The sequence below is a fragment of the Streptomyces clavuligerus genome (assembly GCF_005519465.1).
In the GTDB taxonomy this organism is placed as follows: Bacteria; Actinomycetota; Actinomycetes; order Streptomycetales; family Streptomycetaceae; genus Streptomyces; species Streptomyces clavuligerus.
Map to the genome: position 1 here is coordinate 1,046,203 of NZ_CP027858.1, position 22,047 is coordinate 1,068,249.

Here is a 22,047-nt window from a genome sequence, read left to right on the forward strand (position 1 = left end):
CATGACCATGGCGAGAATCGGTCCCCGGTCCCTGACGGGGCCGAGGAGGGGGGCGGGGACATGGAGCTGGGGATCGGGATCGGGTGGCGGCCGGAGATCGCGGAGGTGGTGGCGGAGCTGCCGGGGGTCGACTGGGTCGAGGTGGTGGCCGAGAACATATGCCCCGGGCATGTTCCCGAGGCGCTGGAGCGGTTGCGTTCGCGTGGGGTGCGGGTCGTGCCGCACGGGGTCTCGCTGGGGCTCGGCGGGGCGGACCGGCCGGACGCGGGGAAGCTCGCCGCGCTGGCGCGCCGGGCCGAGGCCCTCGGGTCGCCGCTGGTCACGGAGCACATCGCGTTCGTCCGCGCCGGGGGGCCGCTGACCGCGTCGCGGACCCTGGAGGCGGGCCATCTGCTGCCGGTGCCGCGCACCCGTGACGCTCTGCGGGTGCTGTGCGAGAACGTGCGGATCGCGCAGGACTCGCTTCCCGTACCGCTCGCCGTGGAGAACATCGCCGCGCTGTTCTCCTGGCCCCACGAGGAGCTGACCGAGGGGCAGTTCCTGGCCGAGCTGGTCGAACGCACCGGGGTGCGGCTGCTCGTCGACGTGGCCAATCTCCACACCAACCGGGTCAACCGCGGCGAGGACCCCGCGAAGGCCCTGGACGAGCTGCCCGTCGAGGCGATCGCGTACGTCCATGTCGCGGGCGGCGTCGAGCGGGACGGCGTCTGGCACGACACCCACGCCCACCCGGTGCCCGAGCCGGTCCTCGACGTGCTGCGGGAGCTGCGGGCCCGGGTCCGGCCCCCCGGGGTGCTGCTGGAGCGCGACGACGACTTCCCGCCCGGCGAGGAGCTGGCCCGCGAGCTGGACACCGTCCGGGCCACGCTGCGGAGCGCCGCGCCGCGGACCGCCGCGGTCCCCGCGCCCCGGCGCGCGCCGACCCGACCCGCCGAGCCCGCCAAGAACACAGAGCCCGCCGAGCCCGCCGAAGCCGCCGAGAACACCGAGCCCGCCCTGCCCGCCGACGGCGAAGCCGTCGAGGGCGCCGTACGCGAACGGCTCGCCCTCGGCCAGGTCGCGCTGCTCTCCGCCCTGGTCGCGGGCACCCCCGCCCCCGAGGGCTTCGACGCCCGGCGGCTGCGGACCCAGCGCCGCGCCCTGGCCGCCAAGCGCGCGTCGGTCGTCGCGAAGGTCGCGCCCGAGCTGCGCGACATCCTCGGTGACGGCTACCGCGCCGCGTTCCTCTCGTACGCCCGGAACCGGCCGATGCACCACGGGTACCGCAGGGACGCCCTGGACTTCGCCGAGCATCTGCTCATCGCGGGAACGCCGGTCGACGACCGGGCCCGACGCCGGCTCACCCACTGGTGGGAGGAGCGCGTCACACCTCAGCCGCCGCGGCGCACGACCCGGATGGTCCGTGCCGCCCGCGCCGTCCTCATACGGAGGTAAGAGCCATGGGCACAGCCGCAGTCATCATCCTGCTCGCGTTCGCGGGAGCCTGCTCCGGTCTCCTCGTCCTGGAGTCGCGGACCCGGCGCGGCACCCCCCGTTTCGACGGGGTCGCCGTCCTCCACGACGTCCATGAGGCCGCCTTTCTGAGCGGCGGACCGCCACGGGTCGTGGACACCGCGCTCGCGGCGATGAACGGCGACGGACGGCTGCTGATCGGCGAGCCGGGCATCGTCTCCGTCGCGGACCGGGTCGTCCGCCACCCGGTCCAGCAGGCGGTGTACGACACGCTCGACAACGCGCCGAACGGCTCCGTGGTCCATCTGCGGGCCCGGGCCATGCGGCACCACACCGTCCAGGGGATCGGGGACGGGCTCGCCCGGCGCGGGCTGCTGCTGCCGCGCGGCCCGAGACGGGGGTTCGTGGACTTCCTGGGCTGTGTGCTGGCCGTGGTCTCGGCCCTGGCGACCCTCGTGGTGATCGTGGCCACGATCCTCAGCTACGACCTGGACTGGGACCGGCCTCCCGTTCCCTTCGCGCTGCTGACGCTGCCCGCGACCCTCACGGGGCTGATCACCGGTCTTCTCGTCGTCTCCCGGTGCCGCGCCCGCGTCAGCAAGCAGGGCAGGCAGGCCCTGGCCGGATACCGCAAGCAGCACGCGGAGACCGAGGACCCGGCCACCCTGGTCGCGACCAAGGGGCCGCGGGCCCTGCCGAAGTCCGCGGCGCAGACCGTGCTGGTCGCCGCCGCCCTCACCACGGTCGTCCTGCTGGACTCGACGCGGAGCGACGGCATGGCCGTGGCCGCCCCGTGGTGCGGCTCCTCCGACGGCTACGGCGACGGGGGGAGCGGCGCGGGCGGAGGAGACGGCGGCGGGGACGGCGGCGGCGGGGACGGCGGCGGCGGGGACGGCGGCGGCGGGGACGGGGACGGGGGAGGCTGCGGGGGGTGCGGCGGCTGCGGCTGCGGCTGACCGCCGGGCGGGCCCCTGCCCGGACGGGGCTCATTGGCAGGGCGGCGGCGGGCGCCTAGGGTGCGGTCATGCCCATGCGGACCTCGTACGACGCGGTGGTGGTGGGCGGTGGCCACAACGGTCTGGTCGCCGCCGCGTATCTGGCCCGGGCCGGGCGCTCGGTGCTGGTCCTGGAGCGTTCCCCGGCCACCGGCGGGGCGGCCGTCTCCGCGCGGCCCTTCGCCGGGGTCGACGCGCGGCTGTCGCGCTACTCGTACCTGGTGTCGCTGCTGCCCGACCGGATCGTGCGCGATCTGGGGCTCGACTTCGCCGTCCGCCGCCGGACGGTCTCCTCGTACACCCCGGTCGGGGACGGCGGGCTGCTGATCGGCGGCGGGCGCACCCGGGAGTCCTTCGCCGCGCTCACCGGGGGCGACCGGGAGTACACGGCGTGGCGGGAGTTCCACGCGATGACGGGGCGGCTGGCCGCGCGGGTCTTCCCGACGCTGACGGAGCCGTTGCCCCGGCGGGCGGAGCTGCGGGCCCTCGTCGACGACGAGCGGGCGTGGCGGGCGCTGTTCGAGGAGCCCGTCGGGGTGGCGGTCGAGGAGTGGTTCTCCCACGACGTGGTCCGGGGGGTGGTGCTCACGGACGCCCTGATCGGCACCTTCGCCGACGCACACGACCCGGGTCTGGCGCAGAACCGGTGCTTCCTCTACCACGTCGTCGGCGGGGGCACGGGCGAGTGGAACGTGCCGGTCGGGGGCATGGGCGCGCTGACGGACGCGCTCGCGACGGCGGCGCGGCGCGCCGGGGCCGAGATCCTGACCCGGCACGAGGTCACCCATGTCCACCCGGAGGGGCCGGGCGCGGAGGTCGGCTACCGTACCGAGGACGGCGAGGGGACGGTGGCCGCCCGGCATGTGCTCGTCAACGCCGCACCGAGGGAACTGGCGGCCCTGCTGGGCGAGGAGCCGCCGCCCGCCGCCGAGGGGTCGCAGTTCAAGGTGAACATGGTGCTGCGGCGGCTGCCCCGGCTGCGGGACGGCTCGGTCGACCCGCGCGCCGCGTTCTCCGGCACGTTCCATGTCTCCGAGGGGTACGGGCAGCTCGCGGCCGCGTACCGCGAGGCCGCCGCCGGGTCGCTGCCGTCCGCGCCCCCGTCGGAGATCTACTGCCATACGCTCACCGACCCGTCGATCCTGGGGCCGGACCTCGCCGCCGAGGGGTACCAGACCCTCACCCTCTTCGGGCTGCACACGCCCGCCCGGCTCTTCGCCGACGACCCCGAACGGACCCGGGACGAACTCCTCGCGGCCACCCTCGCCGAACTCGACCGCCATCTCGCGGAGCCGCTCGCGGACTGTCTGGCGACCGACGCCCGGGGCGAGCCGTGCGTCGAGGCCAGGACCCCGCTCGACCTGGACCGCGAACTGCGCCTGCCCGGCGGGCACATCTTCCACCGCGACCTCGCCTTCCCGTACGCGGACGAGGCCACCGGCCGCTGGGGCGTGGCGACCCGCCACCCGTCCGTGCTGCTCTGCGGCGCGGGCGCGGTACGCGGCGGCGGCGTCAGCGGCATCCCGGGCCACAACGCCGCGATGTCCGTTCTGGGGCACTGAGCCGCGCCCCGGGCCCGTCCCGAGGCCCGCGTGGGCCCGACACCGTCGGGGCGGGGAACGGGGGCCGCCCCGCCCCCGTGACGGACTCCCGGCGTCGGGGCCGCCCGCGGTCGGCGGCCCCGGCTGCGGCAGGCGCTCGGGCACGGGCACGGGCGCCGAGGCGCACGCCGGGGGCGTACGGAAGGCATCGGCGGCGACACCGTCCGGTGGTGCTTTACACCCGGTACCGCCGGGCGAAGGATTCCCCGAATGCCGTCGTCTGCCGCCGCGCGAAGGGGAATCCGATGAGAGCCGTTGCGAAGTCCGGACTGCTGGCGGGCCTTGGCGCACTCGTCGCCGGAACGCTGGCCGTGGCCCCGCGAACGGCGCCGCCGGGGCCGCTGTCCCGGCCGCCCCCGCCGAGGACGTCACCTCCGCGGAGGCCGAGGCCCGCGGTGTACGGATCGCCGCCGAACGGGCCGCCGCCGAGGGGATCCCGTTCGGGCGCTGCCCCGCCGCGGAGTCCCTGCCGGACGAGGTCCGCTGCGGCACCGTGGAGGTTCCGCTCGACTACGCGGAACCGGACGGCCGGCGGATCGAGCTGACGGTGAGCCGGGGCCGGGCCACCGGTCCCACCGGGGAGCAGCAGGGCGCGCTGGTGTTCAACCCTGGCGGACCCGGCGCCTCCGGAATGTGGTTCCCGCTGCTCGCGGGGGTCCCGGAGTGGGAGCGGATCGCCCGCGCCTACGACTTCGTCGGCTACGCGCCGCGCGGCGTCGACCGCTCCGCGCCGCTGAGCTGTCAGGACCCCCGGGAGGCGGTCAGGGCGCCGACCCTCTCCCCCACGCACCCCTCACCCGCGTACAAGAGGGAACGGGTCGCCGAGGCGCGGCGGTACGCGGCGGGCTGTGCCCGGCACGCGGGTGCGGCGCTGCGGCACTACACCTCGCTCAACAACGCGCGCGATCTCGATGTGCTGCGGGCGGCGCTCGGCGAGGAGCGGCTGACCTTCATGGGCGCGTCGTACGGGACGTACTTCGGCGCGCTGTACGCGGACCTGTTCCCGTCCCGTGTGCGCCGTATGGTCCTCGACGCGCCGGTGGACCCGGCCCGGGAGAAGATCTGGTACCGCAGCAACCTGGAGCAGTCGCTGGCGTTCGAGGGCCGCTGGGCCGACTTCCGCGCCTGGGTGGCCCGGCACCACGACGTCTTCGGTCTGGGGACGAGCCCCGAGGCGGTGGGGCACCACTACGAGGAGGTGCGGGCGCGGCTCGCGGTGCGGCCCGCGGGTGGCCGGGTGGGTCCCGGGCAGCTCCAGTCGGCGATGCTGGCCGCCGTCTACCACGACGACTTCTGGGAGCCGCGCGCCCGGGCGCTCGCCGCGTATCTGCGCGGGGACGAGGAACCGCTCGTGGCCCAGGCCGCGCCCCGGGCGGAGCTGGCGCGCGGCGCGGAGAACGCCGCCGCCGTGTACACGGCGATCGAGTGCAACGACGCGCCCTGGCCGCGGGAGTTCGCGGTGTGGGACCGGGACAACACCGCGCTGGCCCGCAGGGCCCCGTTCGAGACCTGGGACAACGTCTGGATGAATCTGCCGTGCGCCTTCTGGCCCGCGCCCCGGCAGCAGCCGCTGGAGGTGCGGACCCGGCGCGGGGAGCTGCCGCCGGTGCTGATCCTGGCGGCCGAGCGGGACGCGGCGACCCCGTACGAGGGGGCGCGGGAGCTGGCCCGGCGGCTCAAGGGCGCAGTGCTCGTCACGGAGGAGGACGCCGGGACCCATGGCATCGGCGGCGGCGCCAACGACTGCGTCAACGGCCATCTGGAGGAGTATCTGCTGCGGGGAGTGACGCCGGTGCGGCGCGCGTCGTGCGCGCCGCACCCGGAGCCGGACCCGGTGTCGCTGGAGCGGCGCGGGGCGGAGCCTGTGCTCCGGCACGCCGTCTGATCTTCCGGGTCGACGAGGCCCTGACCGCTGGTGTGCGGCCCCGGCCTTCGCTTCCGCGCCGTCCCGACCCTGGCTGGGCTCCGGTACGGGCGTCGCACGGACCCGTCATGGGCCCGGCGAAGGGATGTTACGCGAGGTCGGTCCGCGGCCCGGCAACCGCCTGCCGGTACCGGGCCCGAACGGACCTGCTACAGGGCCCGGGAGGGGTGTCCCGGGCCCGGCGGGCATCGCCCGGTGGGCGTTACGCGAGCCCCGCCACCAGGTCGGTGAGGGACTTGCGGCGGCCGGTGTAGAAGGGGACCTCCTCGCGGACGTGCATCCGCGCCTCGGAGGCGCGCAGATGGCGCATCAGGTCCACGATGCGGTAGAGGTCGTTCGCCTCGAACGCGAGAATCCACTCGTAGTCGCCGAGCGAGAACGAGGCCACCGTGTTGGCGCGGACATCGGGGTAGCCGCGGGCCATCTTGCCGTGGTCGGCGAGCATCCGGCGGCGGTCCTCGTCGGGCAGCAGATACCAGTCGTACGAGCGGACGAACGGGTAGACGCTGACGTAGTCGCGCGGGGTCTCGTCGGCGAGGAACGCCGGGATGTGCGACTTGTTGAACTCGGCGGGGCGGTGCAGCGCCATGTTCGACCAGACCGGTTCGAGGGCACGGCCGAGGCGGGTGCGGCGGAAGAGGTTGTACGCCTCCTGGAGCTCGTCCGCGGTCTCGGCGTGCCACCAGATCATGACATCGGCGTCGGCACGCAGCCCGGAGAGGTCGTAGGTGCCGCGCACCTTGACGTCCTCGGCGGCCAGCCGCTCGAAGAGGGTGTCGACCTCCTCGGCCCAGCCGGAGCGGTCCTCGGGCAGTACATCGCGCAGCTTGAAGACGGACCACAGCGTGTACCGGATGACCTCGTTGAGGTCCTTGGCCTTCTTGCCTGCGTTCGGGATCTTTTCGGGCGCACTCATGTGCCTATTGTCCCGCGCCGTGATCAGTGCCCCGCGCCAGGGTCGGCGTGGCGAGAATCTCCTCCGCCGCGCGCCGTCCGTCGGCGACGCAGGCGGGGATGCCGACGCCGTCGTAGGCGGCTCCGCAGACGGTGAGCCCGGGGAGTTTCGCGACCTCGGCGCGGACCCGGGCGACACGGGCGCGGTGGCCCACGGGGTACTGGGGCAGCCCGCCGATCCAGCGGGTGACCTCGGTGGCGAGGGGCCGGGCGGCGAGGCCGGTGGCGGCGCCGAGGTCGGTGAGGGCGGCCCGGACGAGGTCGGCGTCGTCCCGTTCGAGCTGTTCCTCCTCGCCGTAGCGGCCGATGGAGGCGCGCAGCAGGACGAGGTCGGGCGCGCCCTTGTCCACCCAGGACCACTTGCGGCTGGAGAAGGTGGACGCCTTGATCGTGCGGCCGTCGACCGGGGGGACGAGGAAGCCGCTGCCCTCGGGGAGCCCGGTGGTGTCGGAGCGGCGGAAGGCCAGGGTGACGAGGGCCATGGAGGCGTACTCGATCCGGCCGATCTCGGCGGACGCGACGGGCGACTCGGCGGCGAGGAGTTCGGCGGTGGTCCAGGCGGGGGCGGCGAGGACGACGCCGTCGGCTTCGAGGACGCCGTGCTCGGTGCGGACCCGCCAGCCGCCGGGGACGCGGGCGAGCCCGAGGGCGCGGGTGCTGGTGAGGAGGGTGCCGCCGTGGGCGCGCACGGCGGCGGCGACGGCCAGGGGCAGGGTGCCGACACCGCCGTCGATGCCGAGGAAGACGGGGCCGTCGGCCTGGCGGGCGGCCGTCTCCCGGCGGACCGCGTCGACGGCATCGAGGAGATGGCCGTGGCCGCGGGCGGCGGCGAAGAGCTGGGGCACGGCGGCGGCGAGCGAGATCCGGTACGCGTCGCCCGCGTAGACCCCGCCGAGCAGGGGTTCGACGAGCCGGTCGACGACCTCGCGGCCGAGGCGTTCGGCCACATACGTGCCGACCGCGACATCGTCGCCGACGGCGGCGGGCGGCAGGTCGCGCTCGCGGCCGATGCGCTCGACGCCCTCGGGACTGAGCAGCCCGGCGAGGGAGTCGGGGGTGGCGGGGACCCCCATGACATGGCCCTGGGGCATGGGGCGCAGGGCGCCGCGGGTCCAGATGGAGGCGGTGGCGGTGGCGGGCGGCCGGAGCCGGTCGCCGAGCCCGGCGGCGCGGGCGAGGTCGATGCCCTCGGGGCGGCGGGCGAGCATGGACTCGGCGCCCAGGTCGACGGGGACCCCGGCGATCTCGCCGGTGTGCAGTTTGCCGCCGACGCGCTCGGACGCCTCGACGAGGGTGACCCGGACCCCGGCGGTCACCAGCCGGTGGGCGGCGGCGAGGCCGGAGATCCCGCCCCCGACGACCACCACATGCGCGGGCGGCGCGCCGCCCGGGGCCCCGCCGGTCCCGCTGCCCGTACGGCCGGTGGCCCCGGGGTCGCCGGTGTCCGCCGCTGTGCTCTCCGCGTGCTGGGAAGACTGCATGCCCCCACTCTCTCAAACCCCGTTCCGTGTCCCGACCGTGACCTCTTCGCCACCGGCGGGGGCGAACGCGCGGGCCGCCCGCTCCGTCGAGGGTGCGGATGGAAACGGAACGAGAAGGAACTGGGGGCCGATATGGACGCACGACGCGGTGCCGCCGCGCTGACGCTGGTCGTCGCGATGGCGGTGACGGGGTGTGCCGGCGGGTCGGAGAAGCAGGTGGACGGGGCGGACCCGGGTGTCGCGCGGAGCGAGGGGAGCCGGGCGGCCGTCGAGGCGCAGCGGGCCGCCCCGGAGGCGGAGGGCGCGGCGGACACCGAGGACACAGCGTCGGAGGCGGCGGACGAGGCGGCCCCGGCCCAGGGGGAGCACATCGTCCGCACCGCCGAGCTGGAGATCCGGGTCCCGAGCGTGCCCCGCGCGCTGAAGGCGGCCCGGGCCGCGGCCGAGGAGGCCGGGGGCGATGTCTCCGAGGAGTCCACCACCGGCGAGGAGGAGCCCGGCGGGATGTACTCCTCGCTGGTGCTGCGGGTGCCCGAGGACCGGTACGACGCGGTGCTCACGCGGCTCGCCGGGGCCGGGAAGCTGCTCAACCGTTCGGCGCGGGCCGAGGACGTCACCGAGGAGGTCGTGGACGTCCGCAGCCGCCTCGCGACCCAGCGGGCCAGCGTGGAGCGGGTACGGAAGCTGATGGACCGGGCCGGGAAGCTGACCGACGTGGTGGCGCTGGAGGAGCAGCTCGGCAAGCGGCAGGCGGATCTGGAGGCGCTGCTCGCGAAGGAGAAGTCGCTGAAGGACCGCACCACGCTGGCGACGATCACCCTCTCGCTCCAGGAGGAGGCGGAGAAGGACGGGACAGGGGACGGGGACGGGCCGGGCTTCCTGGACGCCCTCGGCGGCGGCTGGGACGCGCTGGTCACGTCGTCGCGCTGGACGGGGGCGGGGATCGGCGCGGCGCTCCCGTTCGCGGCGGTGCTGGGGGCGGCCTTCGCGGTGTGGCGGTGGGCGCTGCGGCCCGTGCTGCGCTCCCGGGCCCGGCGGGCGGCGGACGCTGTGTCCGCCGGGGAACGGCGCGGCTCCGCCCCGGAGTGATCACGGCCACTCGGCGCCCCGGGCCCGGCGCCCCGCCCGTACGGTGGGCCCCATGACAGCGGAGCGACTGGTGGTCATCGGGGGCGACGCGGCGGGCATGTCCGCCGCGTCGCAGGCACGCAGGCTCAAGGGCCCCGGGGAGCTGGAGATCGTGGCCTTCGAACGCGGTCACTTCAGCTCGTTCTCGGCGTGCGGGATTCCGTACTGGGTGGGCGGGCAGGTGGCCGAACGGGACGAGCTGATCGCCCGTACCCCCGCCGAGCACCGCGCGCGGGACATCGATCTGCGGATGCGCACCGAGGTGACGGAGATCGACCTCGCGGGAGGCCGGGTGCGCTCCCGGGAGCTGGAGAGCGGCCGTCAGGAGTGGACCGGCTACGACAAGCTGGTGATCGCGACGGGGGCGCGGCCGGTCCGTCCGCCGCTGCCCGGGATCGACGCGCCGGGCGTGTTCGGGGTGCAGACCCTGGACGACGGACAGGCGCTGCTCGACGCCCTGTCGGCGGCGCCGGGGCGGCGCGCGGTGGTGGTCGGCGCGGGGTACATCGGCGTGGAGATGGCGGAAGCGCTGCTGAACCGGGGCTTCGAGGTCACCGTCGTCAACCGGGGCGCCCAGCCGATGGCCACGCTCGACCCGGACATGGGCGCGCTGGTGGGCGCGGCGATGGACGGCCTCGGCATCACGACCGTGAACGGGACCGAGGTCACCGCCGTGCTGACCGGCGCGGACGGCCGGGCCCGCGCGGTGCTGGCCGGGGACCGGGAATTCCCGGCGGACGTGGTGGTCCTCGGCCTCGGCGTGGCGCCCGGGACGGAGCTGGCGCGGGCCGCGGGGCTGCCGCTGGGGTCGTCCGGGGGGCTGCTCACGGATCTGTCGATGCGGGTCCGCGGCCGGGAGGAGATCTGGGCGGGCGGGGACTGCGTGGAGGTCCTGGACCTGGTCTCGGGCCGGGAGCGGTATGTGCCGCTCGGCACGCACGCGAACAAGCACGGGCAGGTCATCGGTGCGAATGTGGGCGGCGGCTACGGCACGTTCCCGGGGGTCGTGGGCACGGCCGTCAGCAAGGTCTGCGATCTGGAGATCGCCCGCACCGGGCTGCGGGAGAAGGACGCCGCGCGGGTGGGGCTCCAGTTCGTCCCGGTGACCGTCGAGTCGACGGGCCGGGCGGGGTACTACCCGGGGGCGCGGCCGATGACGGTGAAGATGCTGGCGGAGCGGCGTACGGGGCGGTTGCTCGGGGTGCAGATCGTGGGACGGGAGGGCGCGGCGAAGCGGGTGGATGTGGCGGCGGTGGCGTTGACGGCGGGGATGACGGTGGAGGCGATGACCGCGCTCGACCTCGGGTACGCCCCGCCGTTCTCGCCGGTCTGGGACCCGGTCCTGATCGCGGCCCGCAAGGCGGTGGCGGCGGTCCGCGCCACGGGGTGAGTCCGCCCCCGCGACGGGGCCCACCGGGCTGGACTGTGCCCACTCCCCGCACCGAGTGGCCGTCTCCCCTGGCGGGCCCCGGGGCCGTCCCTCTCCCACCGGGCGGAACTATGCCCACTCCCCGCGCCGAGTGGGCCGTCTGCCCGTGGTGGGGGGTGCAGGGTCGTCCCCGGAAGGGACCGGCGGAGAATCACCCGCGTCCAGACATCGGACGTCCGGTCTGCCGGCCCTGAGGAGTCGAGCCCGGAGGCCCCCACATCCCGCACGGTGGGACCGCCCGCACCCCCAACCCCCGGGCACAGGCGGACCCGCACACAACAAGCCCGTCCGGCGCTTGAGGACGGACCCCGCACCCAACGGAAAACCTCACGCGCAAGCCGACGAACCCTCGCGCGGCCCCGTCGTCGGGGGCCAGCCCCCGAACCCCCGCGCCTCAAACGCCGGCGAGGCTTGATGATGCGCGGGCCGCCCCAAGAAGCTGGATTTTGGGCCCCGTGCCTCAAGCTCCCCCGGAGGGGCTGGATTTTCGCCTCGCTCGGGAGCATCGGGCAAACCGCGCAACATCAAGCCGGTCGGGAGCGCCCCCTCTGGAAGAGCTCAAGGACGGCCCCGCACCCAAACAACGGGCGCATCCGTCGGCCAGGGCCAACGAATGGCGCGGGCACCACCGCGCGAAAGACGTCAGCGCGCGGTGTTCTCGTGCACGTACGAGACCAGACGGGTCAGCGCGTCGGGGTCGGTGGTGGGGAGGACCCCATGGCCCAGATTGAAGACATGGCCCTCCAGACCGGCCGCGGCACGCAACACCTCGTCCGTCATGGCCTCAACCGCACGCGTCCCGGCGAAGAGCACCGCGGGGTCCAGGTTGCCCTGGAGCGCCTTGCCGGGGCCCACCCGGCGGGCGGCCTCGTCGAGGGGGACGCGCCAGTCGACGCCGACGACGTCGGCACCGGCCTCGCCCATGAGGCCGAGCAGTTCACCCGTGCCCACACCGAAGTGGATACGGGGCACCCCGTACCCGGCCACCGCGTCGAAGACCTTCACGGACGCGGGCATGACCGAGCGCCGGTAGTCCACGGGGGCCAGCGCGCCCACCCAGGAGTCGAAGAGCTGGACCGCGCTCGCCCCGGCCTCGATCTGGACCTTGAGGAAGGCGGAGGTGATCTCCGCGAGCCGGTCGAGGAGGTCGGCCCACAGCTCCGGGTCGCTGTGCAGCAGCGCCTTGGTGTGCTCGTGGTTGCGGGAGGGCCCGCCCTCGACGAGATAGCTGGCGAGCGTGAACGGCGCCCCCGCGAAGCCGATCAGCGGCGTGCCGCCCAGCTCGGCGGTGAGCAGCCCGATGGCCTCGGTGACGTACCAGACGTCCTCGGGCGTCAGGTCGCGCAGCCGGGCGAGGTCGGCGCGGCTGCGGAAGGGCTCGGCGACGACCGGGCCGACGCCGGGCTTGATGTCGAGGTCGATCCCGATGGCCTTGAGCGGGACGACGATGTCGCTGAAGTAGATGGCCGCGTCGACGCCGTGGCGCCGCACCGGCTGGAGGGTGATCTCCTTGACCAGCTCGGGGCGCATGCAGGAGTCGAGCATGGCGATGCCCTCGCGCACCTTGAGGTACTCGGGCAGGGAGCGGCCCGCCTGCCGCATGAACCAGACCGGTGTGTGCGGCACCGGTTCCCGCCTGCACGCCCGGAGGAAGGCGGAGTCGTACGTCTGCGGCTGCCGCGGCCCGCCGGAGCGGTCCTGCGCGCTGTCCTGGGAGGGGTCCGGGGTGCGGCTCTGGGTGCGGTCGTAGGCGGTCACGCCCCAAATCTTCGCACGGCCCGGGGAAACGGCCGCCCCGCCCCGGGTGTCTCCCGAGCGCCCGGGCGCCGTTCCGCCTAGTCTTCCCCGCATGGCTGCGGCTCAGGGACATTTCTCCGATCATTCCGATCACTCCGATCATGCGAACGGCACCGGCGACCGGGACGGCTCGGGGGGCGACACGACCCCGCGGGCCTTCCGGCTCGCCGTCGAAGCGCTGCGGGGCGCTGCGCCGCGCCCCGAGATCGGACTGGAGCCCGCCCGTCCGCCCCAGCGGCTCGCCCCGTACGCGTACGCCCTGGAGGCGACGGTCGCGGACGACCCGGACGGTGAGGAAGAGGTGCTGGCCGACGGGCGGCTGGTGCTGCTGTACGCGCCGGAGGGTCACGAGGCGTGGCAGGGGAGGTTCCGGCTGGTGACCCTGGTGCGGGCGGAGCTGGAGCCGGAGATGGCGGCCGATCCGCTGCTGCCGGAGGTGTCCTGGTCCTGGCTGACGGGGGCGCTGGAGACGCGGGGTCTCGGGTACGGGGAGCCGAGCGGGACCGTCACCCGCGCGGGGTCTCACTATTTCGGTGGACTGGCCGCCCGACGGCCCGCGACCCAGATCGAGATCCGTGCCTCGTGGTCGCCCGAGGAGGGCCCCGACGGGGTACCGGACATGGGTGCGCACCTGGTGGCCTGGTGCGATCTGCTCAGTCAGATCGCGGGACTGCCGCCGTCGCCGACGGGTGGCACGGAGGCGGGGGCCGGTGTGGTGAGCCTGCCGCAGCGGCGGGGGCCCCGGCAGCGGTGAGAACGGCGGGGCCCGTCCGGTGGAGACTGGCCCCCGGCCCCTGACCCGTTCCGGCGCCCCGCCCTGGGAGGCGACCGCGGCGCCACGGTCCCGTCGCGGTGCCGCGTAGACGTACACGTACGGGAGTTTCGGCCCCGGTCCCGGGCACTCCCGGACGGTGCGGCGCGGCCCCGAGGCGGCGGCGGGTGCGGCTCCCTTCAGGGGCGTCCAGGGGCGTCACGGCGGGGCGTTCCGTCAATTCGTTCGTAGGATGATCGATCATCCGTCCGAATTGCCCGCTTTATCACTCACTAAATCGTGATCTTTCCCTAAAGCAGATCAGGTTTGGTGCCGAAGAGGTCAGTGACCCGAATTTGATCGGTTCGCCCCGGCTTCATCCCCGAGCCGCCCCGTCCCGAACCTTCCCCAGGAGGTATGGTGTCCGTTCTCCTTGAGCAGCCCGCAAGCCTGGTCGCCTACCGCCCGAACAAGCCGACCGCCATGGTCGTCGTGGCCGACCCGCGTGTCCGCTCCACCGTCACCCGCCATCTGTGGGCGCTCGGAGTACGTGATGTCATCGAGGCGTCGTCCATCGCGGAGGCCCGCCCCCGCGTCGGCAACCCCCGCGACATCTGCGTGGCCGACGTCCATCTGCCCGACGGATCAGGGCTGACCCTGCTGTCCGAGACCCGCGCCGCGGGCTGGCCCAACGGACTCGCCCTCTCCGCCGCCGATGACATCGGCGCCGTGCGCAACGCGCTCGCGGGCGGAGTCAAGGGCTATGTCGTCACCGGCACCCGCACCAACATCGGCCACCCGACCCGACCCGGCGCCGCCCCCATGGGCGCCGGGGCCCGCCTCGGCCACCGCCGCCCCCCGGGTGCCCCGAGCCACCCGGGCGGCTACCGCGAGCTGTCCGGGCGGGAGGTCGAGGTGCTGCGGCTGGTGGCCGAGGGCCAGTCCAACAAGGCCATCGGAGTCTCGATGGGACTCTCGGCCCTCACCGTCAAGAGCCACCTCGCCCGCATCGCCCGCAAGCTGGGCACCGGTGACCGCGCCGGGATGGTGGCGGTGGCTCTGCGTACCGGCATCATCCACTGAGCGTCCCCGGACGGAGCGCGCCCGCGGACGGAACGTTCCGTCGTCAGGCGCGCTCCGTTCACGGATACCCTTGACACGTGACCGACGCCCAAGAGACCGCAGCAGAGACCGCACTGCGAACCGCCGGGGGCGCCCCCCCGGACGACGGCGTCGCAGCCGAAGAGGCACCTCCCACCCCGCTGCTGGAACCCCGGGAGGGGATTCCGGCGGTGGTCGCCGACGCCGACGCGCTCGCGGCGGTGACGGCGGCGTTCGGGGCGGGCAGCGGACCCGTCGCCGTGGACGCCGAGAGGGCCTCCGGCTACCGCTACGGCCAGCGCGCCTATCTGGTGCAGCTCCGCCGCGCGGGCGCGGGCAGCGCCCTGATCGACCCGGTGGCCTGCCCCGACCTCTCACCCCTCGGCGAGGCGCTCGACGGCGCCGAGTGGATCCTGCACGCCGCCACCCAGGACCTGCCGTGCCTGCGGGACATAGGCATGGCCCCCGCCCTCCTCTTCGACACCGAGCTGGCCGGACGGCTGGCCGGATTCCCCCGGGTCGGCCTCGGCGCCATGGTCGAGTCGGTCCTCGGATACGCCCTGGAGAAGGGGCACTCCGCCGTCGACTGGTCCACCCGCCCGCTGCCCGAGCCCTGGCTGCGCTACGCCGCGCTGGACGTGGAGCTGCTGATCGACCTGCGGGACGCCCTGGAGGAAGAGCTGGCGGAGCAGGGGAAGCTGGAGTGGGCGCGGCAGGAGTTCGCCGCGATCGCCGCCGCGCCGCCCCCCGCGCCCCGCAAGGACCCCTGGCGGCGGACCTCCGGTATGCACAAGGTGCGCCGCCGCCGTCAGATGGCGGTCGTCCGGGAGCTGTGGACCGCCCGTGACGCGGTGGCGCAGCGGCGCGATGTCTCGCCCGGGAAGGTGCTGAGCGACAGCGCCATCATCGAGGCGGCGCTCGCGGTGCCCCCGACGGTGCAGGCGCTGACCGCGCTGCCGGGCTTCGGCCATCGGATGGGCCGCCGCCAGTTGGAGCAATGGCAGTCGGCCGTGGACCGGGCGAAGGCACTGTCCGAGTCGGAGCTGCCGCAGCCGGGACAGCCGCTGAACGGCCCGCCGCCGCCCCGGGCATGGGCGGACAAGGACCCGGTGGCCGCGGCGCGTCTCTCGGCGGCCCGTACGGCGGTGTCCGAGCTGGCCGAGCGGCTGAATCTGCCGCAGGAGAACCTGATCACCCCGGACACGGTCCGCCGGGTCTGCTGGGAGCCCCCGGCCGAGCGCTCCGAGGCGGCGGTGGCCGCCGCGCTCGCCGGGTTCGGCGCCCGCCCCTGGCAGATCGAGCTGGTCGCCCCGCTGCTCGCCCAGGCCCTCGCCACCGGGGCCTGACCGCCGCCCGGCCGCCCGGCCGCGCACCCGTCCGAACCGCCCCCGCGGCCTGCCCGCGGGGGCGTTCGCGCCTTCCCGCCGGGTACCCGCCGCGGGCTCCGTCCCCCCGTTCCGGCCGGACGGCCACCCCTGCGGCGTGTGACGTTCGCCGCGTCCGGGCGCGGGACTGTGCAGGCTGGTTACCCACAAGTAGCATGAGGGTGAGCAAGCGCGCGCTTAGGGCTCGTCCCGCGGCGCGCCCCGCAGCAGTGCAACCTCGCACCCTGGAGGAGAGCCATCGTGCCTCGTACCCTCAGGGACGTCGTCTTCGTGGACGGCGTCCGGACCCCGTTCGGCAAGGCGGGCCCGAAGGGCATCTACCACGAGACCCGGGCCGACGACCTGGTCGTCAAGTCCATCCGCGAGCTGCTGCGGCGCAACCCCGGTCTCGACCCCGCCCGCATCGACGAGGTCGCCATCGCCGCGACCACCCAGATCGGCGACCAGGGGCTGACCCTGGGCCGCACCGCGGGCATCCTCGCGGGGCTCCCGCAGTCCGTGCCCGGCTACTCGATCGACCGCATGTGCGCGGGCGCCCTGACCGCCGTCACCACCACCGCGGGCTCCATCGCCTTCGGCGCGTACGACGTCGTCATCGCCGGTGGTGTCGAGCACATGGGCCGCCACCCGATGGGCGAGGGCGTCGACCCCAACCCCCGTTTCGTCAGCGAGAAGCTCGTCGACGAGTCCGCCCTGTTCATGGGCATGACGGCGGAGAACCTGCACGACCGCTACCCGTCGATCACCAAGCAGCGGGCCGACGAGTACGCCGTCCGCTCCCAGGAGAAGGCCGCCAAGGCGTACGCCGACGGAAAGATCCAGCAGGATCTGGTGCCGATCTCCGTGCGCCGCACCTCCCCCGAGGGCGGCGAGACCGGCTGGGGGCTCGCCACCCAGGACGAGCCCATGCGGCCCGGCACCACGCTGGAGAACCTGGCGGGTCTGAAGACCCCGTTCCGCGCCCACGGCCGGGTCACGGCCGGCAACGCCGCCGGGCTCAACGACGGCGCCACCGCGGCCATCGTCGCCTCCGAGGACTTCGCCCGGGAGCAGGGCCTCCCGGTGCGGATGCGGCTGGTCGCGTACTCCTTCGCGGGCGTCGAGCCCGAGGTCATGGGGTACGGCCCGATCCCCGCCACCGAGAAGGCGCTCGCGCAGGCGGGCCTGTCGATCGAGGACATCGGCCTCTTCGAGGTCAACGAGGCGTTCGCCGTGCAGGTGCTCGCCTTCCTGGAGCACTACGGCATCGCCGACGACGACCCGCGCGTCAACCAGTACGGCGGGGCCATCGCCTTCGGCCACCCGCTGGCCTCCTCCGGCGTCCGGCTGATGACCCAGCTCGCCCGCCAGTTCGAGGACCAGCCCCAGGTCCGCTACGGCCTGACCACCATGTGCGTCGGCTTCGGCATGGGCGCCACGGTCATCTGGGAGAACCCGCACTTCGACGGAGGCACCAAGTGAGCAACACCGCCGAACTCCTCAAGGGCGCGGCCGAGCTGTTCCCGGACGAGGTCGTCACCCAGGCGCACGTCCGCCATCTCGACCTCCCCGCCGGGGCCGGGCGCTTCGCGCTGATCACCCTGGACAACGGCCTGGACCACACCAAGCCGACCACCTTCGGCCCGCAGTCGCTGGCCCACCTCGACGCCGCGATCGACCAGGTCGAACGGGAGGCCGCCGAGGGCTCCGTCGTGGGCGTGGGCCTCACCGGCAAGCCGTTCATCTTCGCCGTCGGCGCCGACCTCAAGGGCGTGGAGCTGCTGCGCGCCCGGGACGAGGCCCTGGCCATCGGCAGGAGCGGGCACGAGGTCTTCAAGCGGCTCTCCTCGCTCGCGGTACCGACGTTCGCGTACTACAACGGCGCGGCGATGGGCGGCGGCGTCGAGGTCGGGCTGCACTGCTCGTACCGCACCGTCTCCCGGGCCATCCCGGCGTTCTCGCTGCCCGAGGTCTTCCTCGGGCTGGTCCCCGGCTGGGGCGGCTGCGCCCTGCTGCCGAACCTGATCGGCGCGGACCGCGCGGTCACCGTGATCATCGAGAACTCGCTGAGCCAGAACCGCCAGCTCAAGGGCGGTCAGGTGGCCGAGCTGGGCATCGCGGACGCGATCTTCGACGGCGCCGACTTCCTGGAGCAGTCGCTCGTGTGGACCGCCGGGGTGCTGAACGGCACGGTCGCCGTGGAGCGCGCGGAGATCGACCGGGGCGAGGGCTGGGACGCGGCCGTGGCCCGCGGCCGGGCCGTCGCCGACGGCAAGGTGCACGGCGCGGCCCCGGCCGCCTACCGCGCCCTGGACATCATCGCCGCCGCCAAGGACGGCGACCTCCAGGCCGGGTTCGACGCCGAGGACGAGGCGCTGGCCGACCTGATCATGGGTGGCGAGCTGCGCAGCGGCATCTACGCCTTCAACCTGGTGCAGAAGCGCGGCAAGCGCCCGGCCGGGGCCCCGGACAAGAGCCTGGCCCGCCCGGTGACCAAGGTCGGTGTCGTGGGCGCCGGTCTGATGGCCTCCCAGCTCGCCCTGCTCTTCGTCCGCCGTCTTGAGGTGCCGGTCGTCCTGACCGACATCGACCAGGAGCGGATCGACAAGGGCGTGGGCTATGTCCACTCCGAGATCGACAAGCTGCTCGGCAAGGGCCGGATCGACCAGGACCGGGCGAACCGGCTCAAGGGCCTGGTCACCGGTGTGCTGGACAAGGCGGAGGGCTTCGCCGACGCGGACTTCGTCATCGAGGCCGTCTTCGAGGAGATGGGTGTCAAGCGGCAGGTGTTCGCGGAGGTCGAGGCCGTCGCCCCGGCGCACGCGATCCTCGCCACCAACACCTCCTCGCTCTCCGTCAGCGAGATGGCCGCCGAGCTGAAGCACCCCGAGCGGGTCGTCGGCTTCCACTTCTTCAACCCGGTCGCGGTGCTGCCGCTGCTGGAGATCGTCCGCGGCGAGCAGACCGACGACGCGTCGCTGGCCACCGCGTTCGCCGTGGCGAAGAAGCTGCGGAAGACCGCCGTCCTGGTGAAGGACGCGCCCGCGTTCGTCGTCAACCGGATCCTCACCCGCTTCATGGGCGAGATCCAGAACGTGATCGACGAGGGCACCTCCGTCGAGGTGGCGGAGCGGGCCGTCGCGCCGCTGGGGCTGCCGATGTCCCCGCTGGTCCTGCTGGAGCTGGTGGGCCCGGCGATCGGGCTGCATGTCTCGGAGACCCTGAACCGGGCCTTCCCGGACCGCTTCACCGTCTCCCCCAACCTCCAGGCGGTCGTCGCGGCGGGCAAGCGCGGCTTCTACCGCTACGACTCCGGCCGTCCGGAGCTGGACCCCGAGGTCGCCGCGCTGCTGCGGCAGGGCGACACGGTCCTCACCGGGGAGCAGGTCAGGGCCCGGGTGCTGGACGCGGTGGCGCAGGAGATCGGCCTCATGCTGGACGAGGGCGTCGTCGCCGAGGCCCAGGACATCGACCTCTGCCTGATCACGGGCGCCGGGTGGCCCTTCCACCTGGGCGGCATCACCCCGTACCTGGACCGTGAGGGCGTCTCCCAGCGGGTGAACGGCAAGCCGTTCCTCGCCCCCGGCACGGCGAGCGTCCCGGCGTAACGGGGACGCGCACCGCGCGGGAACGAGGGGCCGTACGGGATGCCGTACGGCCCTTCGCCGTGCCGCCACCGGCCACGGGCGGGCGGGCGCCCCGGGTAGGCTCACGGCCGATGACCGAGGAGACCGGGCCCGTGGCCCCCACCCTGCTGATCGTCGACGGCGCCAATGTCGTCGGCTCCGTACCCGACGGCTGGTGGCGCGACCGGCGGGGCGCGGCCCTGCGGCTGCGGGACCGGCTCGCGCAGTACGCGGAGCCCGGCGTCGAGGGCGTACCGGGCCCGCTGGAGATCGTGCTCGTGGTGGAGGGCGCGGCGCGCGGCACCGGCTCGGTGCCCGGGGTCCGCGTCGCCGACGCGCCGGGTAGCGGGGACGACCTGATCGCGGAGCTGGCCCGGGCGGCGGCCCACCGGCCGTGCGTGGTCGTCACCGCCGACCGGGAGCTGCGCCGCCGGGTCCTGGCCGAGGGCGCCCGGGTGGCGGGCCCCCGGACCGTGCACCGCCCCTGAGCCCGGCGGCCGTCCTCAGTGGCTCCGGTGCGGCACCGGGGCGCCTGGCTCCAGCCGGCTGTGGCGGCGGCCGTAGAGCCAGTACACGACGACCCCGAGCAGCATCCACAGCCCGAACCGCAGCCAGGTCTCGCTGGGCAGGTTGAGCATCAGCCAGAGCGAGGCGGCCACCGAGAGGGCGGGCAGCCAGGGCACGAACGGGGTGCGGAAGGCGCGCGGCAGATCGGGGCGGGTCCGGCGGAGGATGATCACGCCGAGGGCCACCACGACAAAGGCGAAGAGGGTGCCGATGTTCACCAGCGCCGCCAGTTCCTCGATATTGGTGCAGCCCGCGACGATCGCGATGACGACACCGAGCAGGACAGTGGCCCGGTAGGGCGTGCGGTAGCGCGGATGGGTCACGGAGAAGAAGCGCGGCAGCAGCCCGTCCCGGCTCATCGCGAAGAACACCCGGGTCTGCCCCAGCAGCAGGATCAGACAGACCGAGGTGAGGCCGATCACCGCGCCGAAGCTGATGACGCCCGCGTACCAGGGATGACCGATGGACTTGAAGGCGTCGGCCAGCGGGGCGTCGACCGTCAGTCTGGTGTAGTGCTGCATCCCGGTGACGACGATCGAGACCGCGACATACAGCACGGTGCAGATGAACAGCGAGCCGAGGATGCCCCGGGGCATGTCCCGCTGCGGGTTCCTGGTCTCCTCGGCGGCGGTGGCGACGACGTCGAAGCCGATGAACGCGAAGAAGACGATGGAGGCGGCGGTGAAGATGCCCATGACACCGAAGCTGGTGGGCGCGTAGCCGAACATGAGCTGGACCAGGGGCTGCTGAAGCCCCGACTCACCGGGTTCCCGCACCGCCGGGGGGATGAAGGGGTCGTAGTTCGACGCCTTGATGAAGAAGGACCCGGCGACGATGACGATGAGGACGACAGCCACCTTGATCGCGACGACGGCCGTGGTGACCCGGGCGGAAAGCTTCATCCCGAGGACGAGGATCGCCGTGAGGAGCAGCACCAGCAGAAAGGCGAGCAGATCGAAGGCGAAGCCGTGCTCGGGCGTGGTGCCGGAGAGCGCCTGCGGCAGATGCCAGCCCACGTTGTCCATGAGCGAGCGCAGATAGCCCGACCAGCCGACGGCGACGACCGCCGTGCCGACCGCGAACTCCAGGACGAGGTCCCAGCCGATGATCCAGGCGGGCAGCTCACCGAGGGAAGCGTAGGCGAAGGTGTACGCCGACCCGGCGACCGGGACGGTGGACGCGAACTCGGCGTAGCACAGGGCCGCGAGCCCGCAGACGATCGCGGCGACCACGAAGGCCAGCGCGGTGGCGGGCCCGGCCGTCTCCTTGGCCACCGCGCCGGTGAGGACGAAGATCCCCGTGCCGATGATGACACCGACCCCGAAGACCGTGAGGTCAAGGGCGCTGAGGGAGCGTTTGAGCCCGTGCTCGGGCTCCTCGGTGTCACGGATGGACTGCTCGACGCTCTTGGTCCGGAAGATCCCCGTACGGCCCTCGGGGTCGGTGTCTGTGGTCACCGTGCACCTCCACGCTTGTCGTCCCCAAATGATCGGGACGGCGGCGGTGGCAGGAGCGACCGTACGGATGGGTTTCACGCGAATGAGCCGGAAGGACCACCCATCCGCATTTGTGGCTCGGTTCGCCTCCGGGGTGCCAGAGCGTGCGCCGACGGTCGACCGTGCTCGGCCGCTCGTTCCTCACGGCCTGCGCGCGATCTCCACTTTCGGCACCCGCGGCACCCCTTCGGCTCACTCGCCGCAGGGCCGAGGCAAACGTCCAGCCCAAGGGGCGGGGGCGCGCTCTCCGCTTTCGGCAGCCACGCGCCCCTTCGGTTCACTCGCCCCGGGGCGGGGGCAAACGCCCGGCCCAGAAGGCGGGGGCGCGCTCCCCGCTTTCGGCACCCGCGGCACCTCTACGGCTCACTCGCCCGCAGGGCC

16 protein-coding genes are annotated in these 22,047 nt (G+C 74.1%); 12 read left to right on the top strand and 4 right to left on the bottom strand.

The features are described from left to right. Positions 1-60: 60 nt before the first annotated feature. From CRV15_RS04250 to CRV15_RS04265, 4 genes are all read left to right on the top strand, one after another. Positions 61-1,434 carry an MbnB/TglH/ChrH family RiPP precursor modification enzyme gene (locus tag CRV15_RS04250; protein WP_003958301.1) on the top strand — a complete coding sequence of 458 codons (1,374 nt, stop codon included), beginning with the start codon at positions 61-63 and terminating at the stop codon, positions 1,432-1,434. A 5-nt stretch (positions 1,435-1,439) separates the two neighbouring features. Then, the gene (locus CRV15_RS04255) at positions 1,440-2,408 is read left to right on the top strand and encodes a TIGR04222 domain-containing membrane protein (protein WP_003962206.1); all 969 of its coding nucleotides are present in this window, start codon (positions 1,440-1,442) and stop codon (positions 2,406-2,408) included. Positions 2,409-2,476: 68 nt separating this feature from the next. Next, on the top strand, positions 2,477-4,009 hold the full coding sequence (locus tag CRV15_RS04260; protein ID WP_003958299.1) for a phytoene desaturase family protein: 1,533 nt from the start codon (positions 2,477-2,479) through the stop codon (positions 4,007-4,009). A 532-nt stretch (positions 4,010-4,541) separates the two neighbouring features. After that, entirely contained in the window at positions 4,542-5,933 is a 1,392-nt protein-coding gene (locus tag CRV15_RS04265) for an alpha/beta hydrolase (protein ID WP_009997806.1), read from the top strand. Positions 5,934-6,174: 241 nt separating this feature from the next. Here the strand turns inward: CRV15_RS04265 and hemQ are convergent, their stop codons facing one another. Both hemQ and hemG read right to left on the bottom strand, forming a co-directional pair. Then, positions 6,175-6,888: a hydrogen peroxide-dependent heme synthase gene (gene hemQ / locus CRV15_RS04270; RefSeq protein WP_003962204.1), complete on the bottom strand. Its 714-nt coding sequence runs from the start codon at positions 6,886-6,888 to the stop codon at positions 6,175-6,177. 4 nt (positions 6,889-6,892) lie between these two features. Then, positions 6,893-8,407 carry a protoporphyrinogen oxidase gene (hemG, locus tag CRV15_RS04275; RefSeq protein ID WP_003962203.1) on the bottom strand — a complete coding sequence of 505 codons (1,515 nt, stop codon included), beginning with the start codon at positions 8,405-8,407 and terminating at the stop codon, positions 6,893-6,895. Positions 8,408-8,539: 132 nt separating this feature from the next. On the opposite strand from hemG, the gene CRV15_RS04280 reads away from it, so the two are divergent. Then, a complete protein-coding gene (locus CRV15_RS04280) occupies positions 8,540-9,496 on the top strand; it encodes a DUF4349 domain-containing protein (RefSeq protein ID WP_003962202.1) in 957 nt (318 codons plus the stop codon). 52 nt (positions 9,497-9,548) lie between these two features. Then, positions 9,549-10,925 (top strand): FAD-dependent oxidoreductase, encoded by a 1,377-nt coding sequence (locus CRV15_RS04285; RefSeq protein ID WP_003962201.1) that lies wholly within the window; start codon positions 9,549-9,551, stop codon positions 10,923-10,925. 681 nt (positions 10,926-11,606) lie between these two features. Here the strand turns inward: CRV15_RS04285 and hemE are convergent. After that, complete coding sequence (gene hemE / locus CRV15_RS04290; protein WP_009997805.1) at positions 11,607-12,722, bottom strand: uroporphyrinogen decarboxylase; 1,116 nt, start codon at positions 12,720-12,722, stop codon at positions 11,607-11,609. Positions 12,723-12,813: 91 nt separating this feature from the next. On the opposite strand from hemE, the gene CRV15_RS04295 reads away from it, so the two are divergent. The 6 genes from CRV15_RS04295 (at position 12,814) to CRV15_RS04320 (ending at position 20,091) form a co-directional block, all read left to right on the top strand. Continuing rightward, on the top strand, positions 12,814-13,515 hold the full coding sequence (locus tag CRV15_RS04295) for a DUF3000 domain-containing protein (protein WP_003962199.1): 702 nt from the start codon (positions 12,814-12,816) through the stop codon (positions 13,513-13,515). A gap of 417 nt (positions 13,516-13,932) precedes the next feature. Further along, positions 13,933-14,595, top strand: coding sequence for a helix-turn-helix transcriptional regulator (locus tag CRV15_RS04300; RefSeq protein WP_029183089.1), 663 nt, complete (start codon positions 13,933-13,935; stop codon positions 14,593-14,595). A gap of 77 nt (positions 14,596-14,672) precedes the next feature. Beyond that, positions 14,673-15,959, top strand: coding sequence for an HRDC domain-containing protein (locus tag CRV15_RS04305; RefSeq protein WP_003962197.1), 1,287 nt, complete (start codon positions 14,673-14,675; stop codon positions 15,957-15,959). A gap of 279 nt (positions 15,960-16,238) precedes the next feature. After that, a complete protein-coding gene (locus CRV15_RS04310) occupies positions 16,239-17,459 on the top strand; it encodes a thiolase family protein (RefSeq protein WP_003962196.1) in 1,221 nt (406 codons plus the stop codon). Beyond that, positions 17,456-19,585, top strand: coding sequence for a 3-hydroxyacyl-CoA dehydrogenase NAD-binding domain-containing protein (locus CRV15_RS04315; RefSeq protein ID WP_003962195.1), 2,130 nt, complete (start codon positions 17,456-17,458; stop codon positions 19,583-19,585). The genes CRV15_RS04310 and CRV15_RS04315 overlap by 4 nt, the downstream gene beginning before the upstream one ends. A 110-nt stretch (positions 19,586-19,695) precedes the next feature. Then, positions 19,696-20,091, top strand: a complete 396-nt coding sequence (locus CRV15_RS04320; RefSeq protein WP_003962194.1) for a PIN domain-containing protein — start codon at positions 19,696-19,698, stop codon at positions 20,089-20,091. A gap of 15 nt (positions 20,092-20,106) precedes the next feature. Here the strand turns inward: CRV15_RS04320 and CRV15_RS04325 are convergent, their stop codons facing one another. Further along, positions 20,107-21,627 (bottom strand): amino acid permease, encoded by a 1,521-nt coding sequence (locus CRV15_RS04325; RefSeq protein WP_009997803.1) that lies wholly within the window; start codon positions 21,625-21,627, stop codon positions 20,107-20,109. Positions 21,628-22,047 lie beyond the last annotated feature (420 nt).

Bases quoted from the DNA above. Each gene is read 5' to 3' on its own strand.
- hemQ (WP_003962204.1), bottom strand. From the start codon at position 6,888: ATGAGTGCGCCCGAAAAGATCCCGAACGCAGGCAAGAAGGCCAAGGAC.
- CRV15_RS04255 (WP_003962206.1), top strand. From the start codon at position 1,440: ATGGGCACAGCCGCAGTCATCATCCTGCTCGCGTTCGCGGGAGCCTGC.
- hemG (WP_003962203.1), bottom strand. From the start codon at position 8,407: ATGCAGTCTTCCCAGCACGCGGAGAGCACAGCGGCGGACACCGGCGAC.
- CRV15_RS04295 (WP_003962199.1), top strand. From the start codon at position 12,814: ATGGCTGCGGCTCAGGGACATTTCTCCGATCATTCCGATCACTCCGAT.
- CRV15_RS04280 (WP_003962202.1), top strand. From the start codon at position 8,540: ATGGACGCACGACGCGGTGCCGCCGCGCTGACGCTGGTCGTCGCGATG.
- CRV15_RS04285 (WP_003962201.1), top strand. From the start codon at position 9,549: ATGACAGCGGAGCGACTGGTGGTCATCGGGGGCGACGCGGCGGGCATG.
- CRV15_RS04260 (WP_003958299.1), top strand. From the start codon at position 2,477: ATGCCCATGCGGACCTCGTACGACGCGGTGGTGGTGGGCGGTGGCCAC.
- CRV15_RS04320 (WP_003962194.1), top strand. From the start codon at position 19,696: ATGACCGAGGAGACCGGGCCCGTGGCCCCCACCCTGCTGATCGTCGAC.
- CRV15_RS04250 (WP_003958301.1), top strand. From the start codon at position 61: ATGGAGCTGGGGATCGGGATCGGGTGGCGGCCGGAGATCGCGGAGGTG.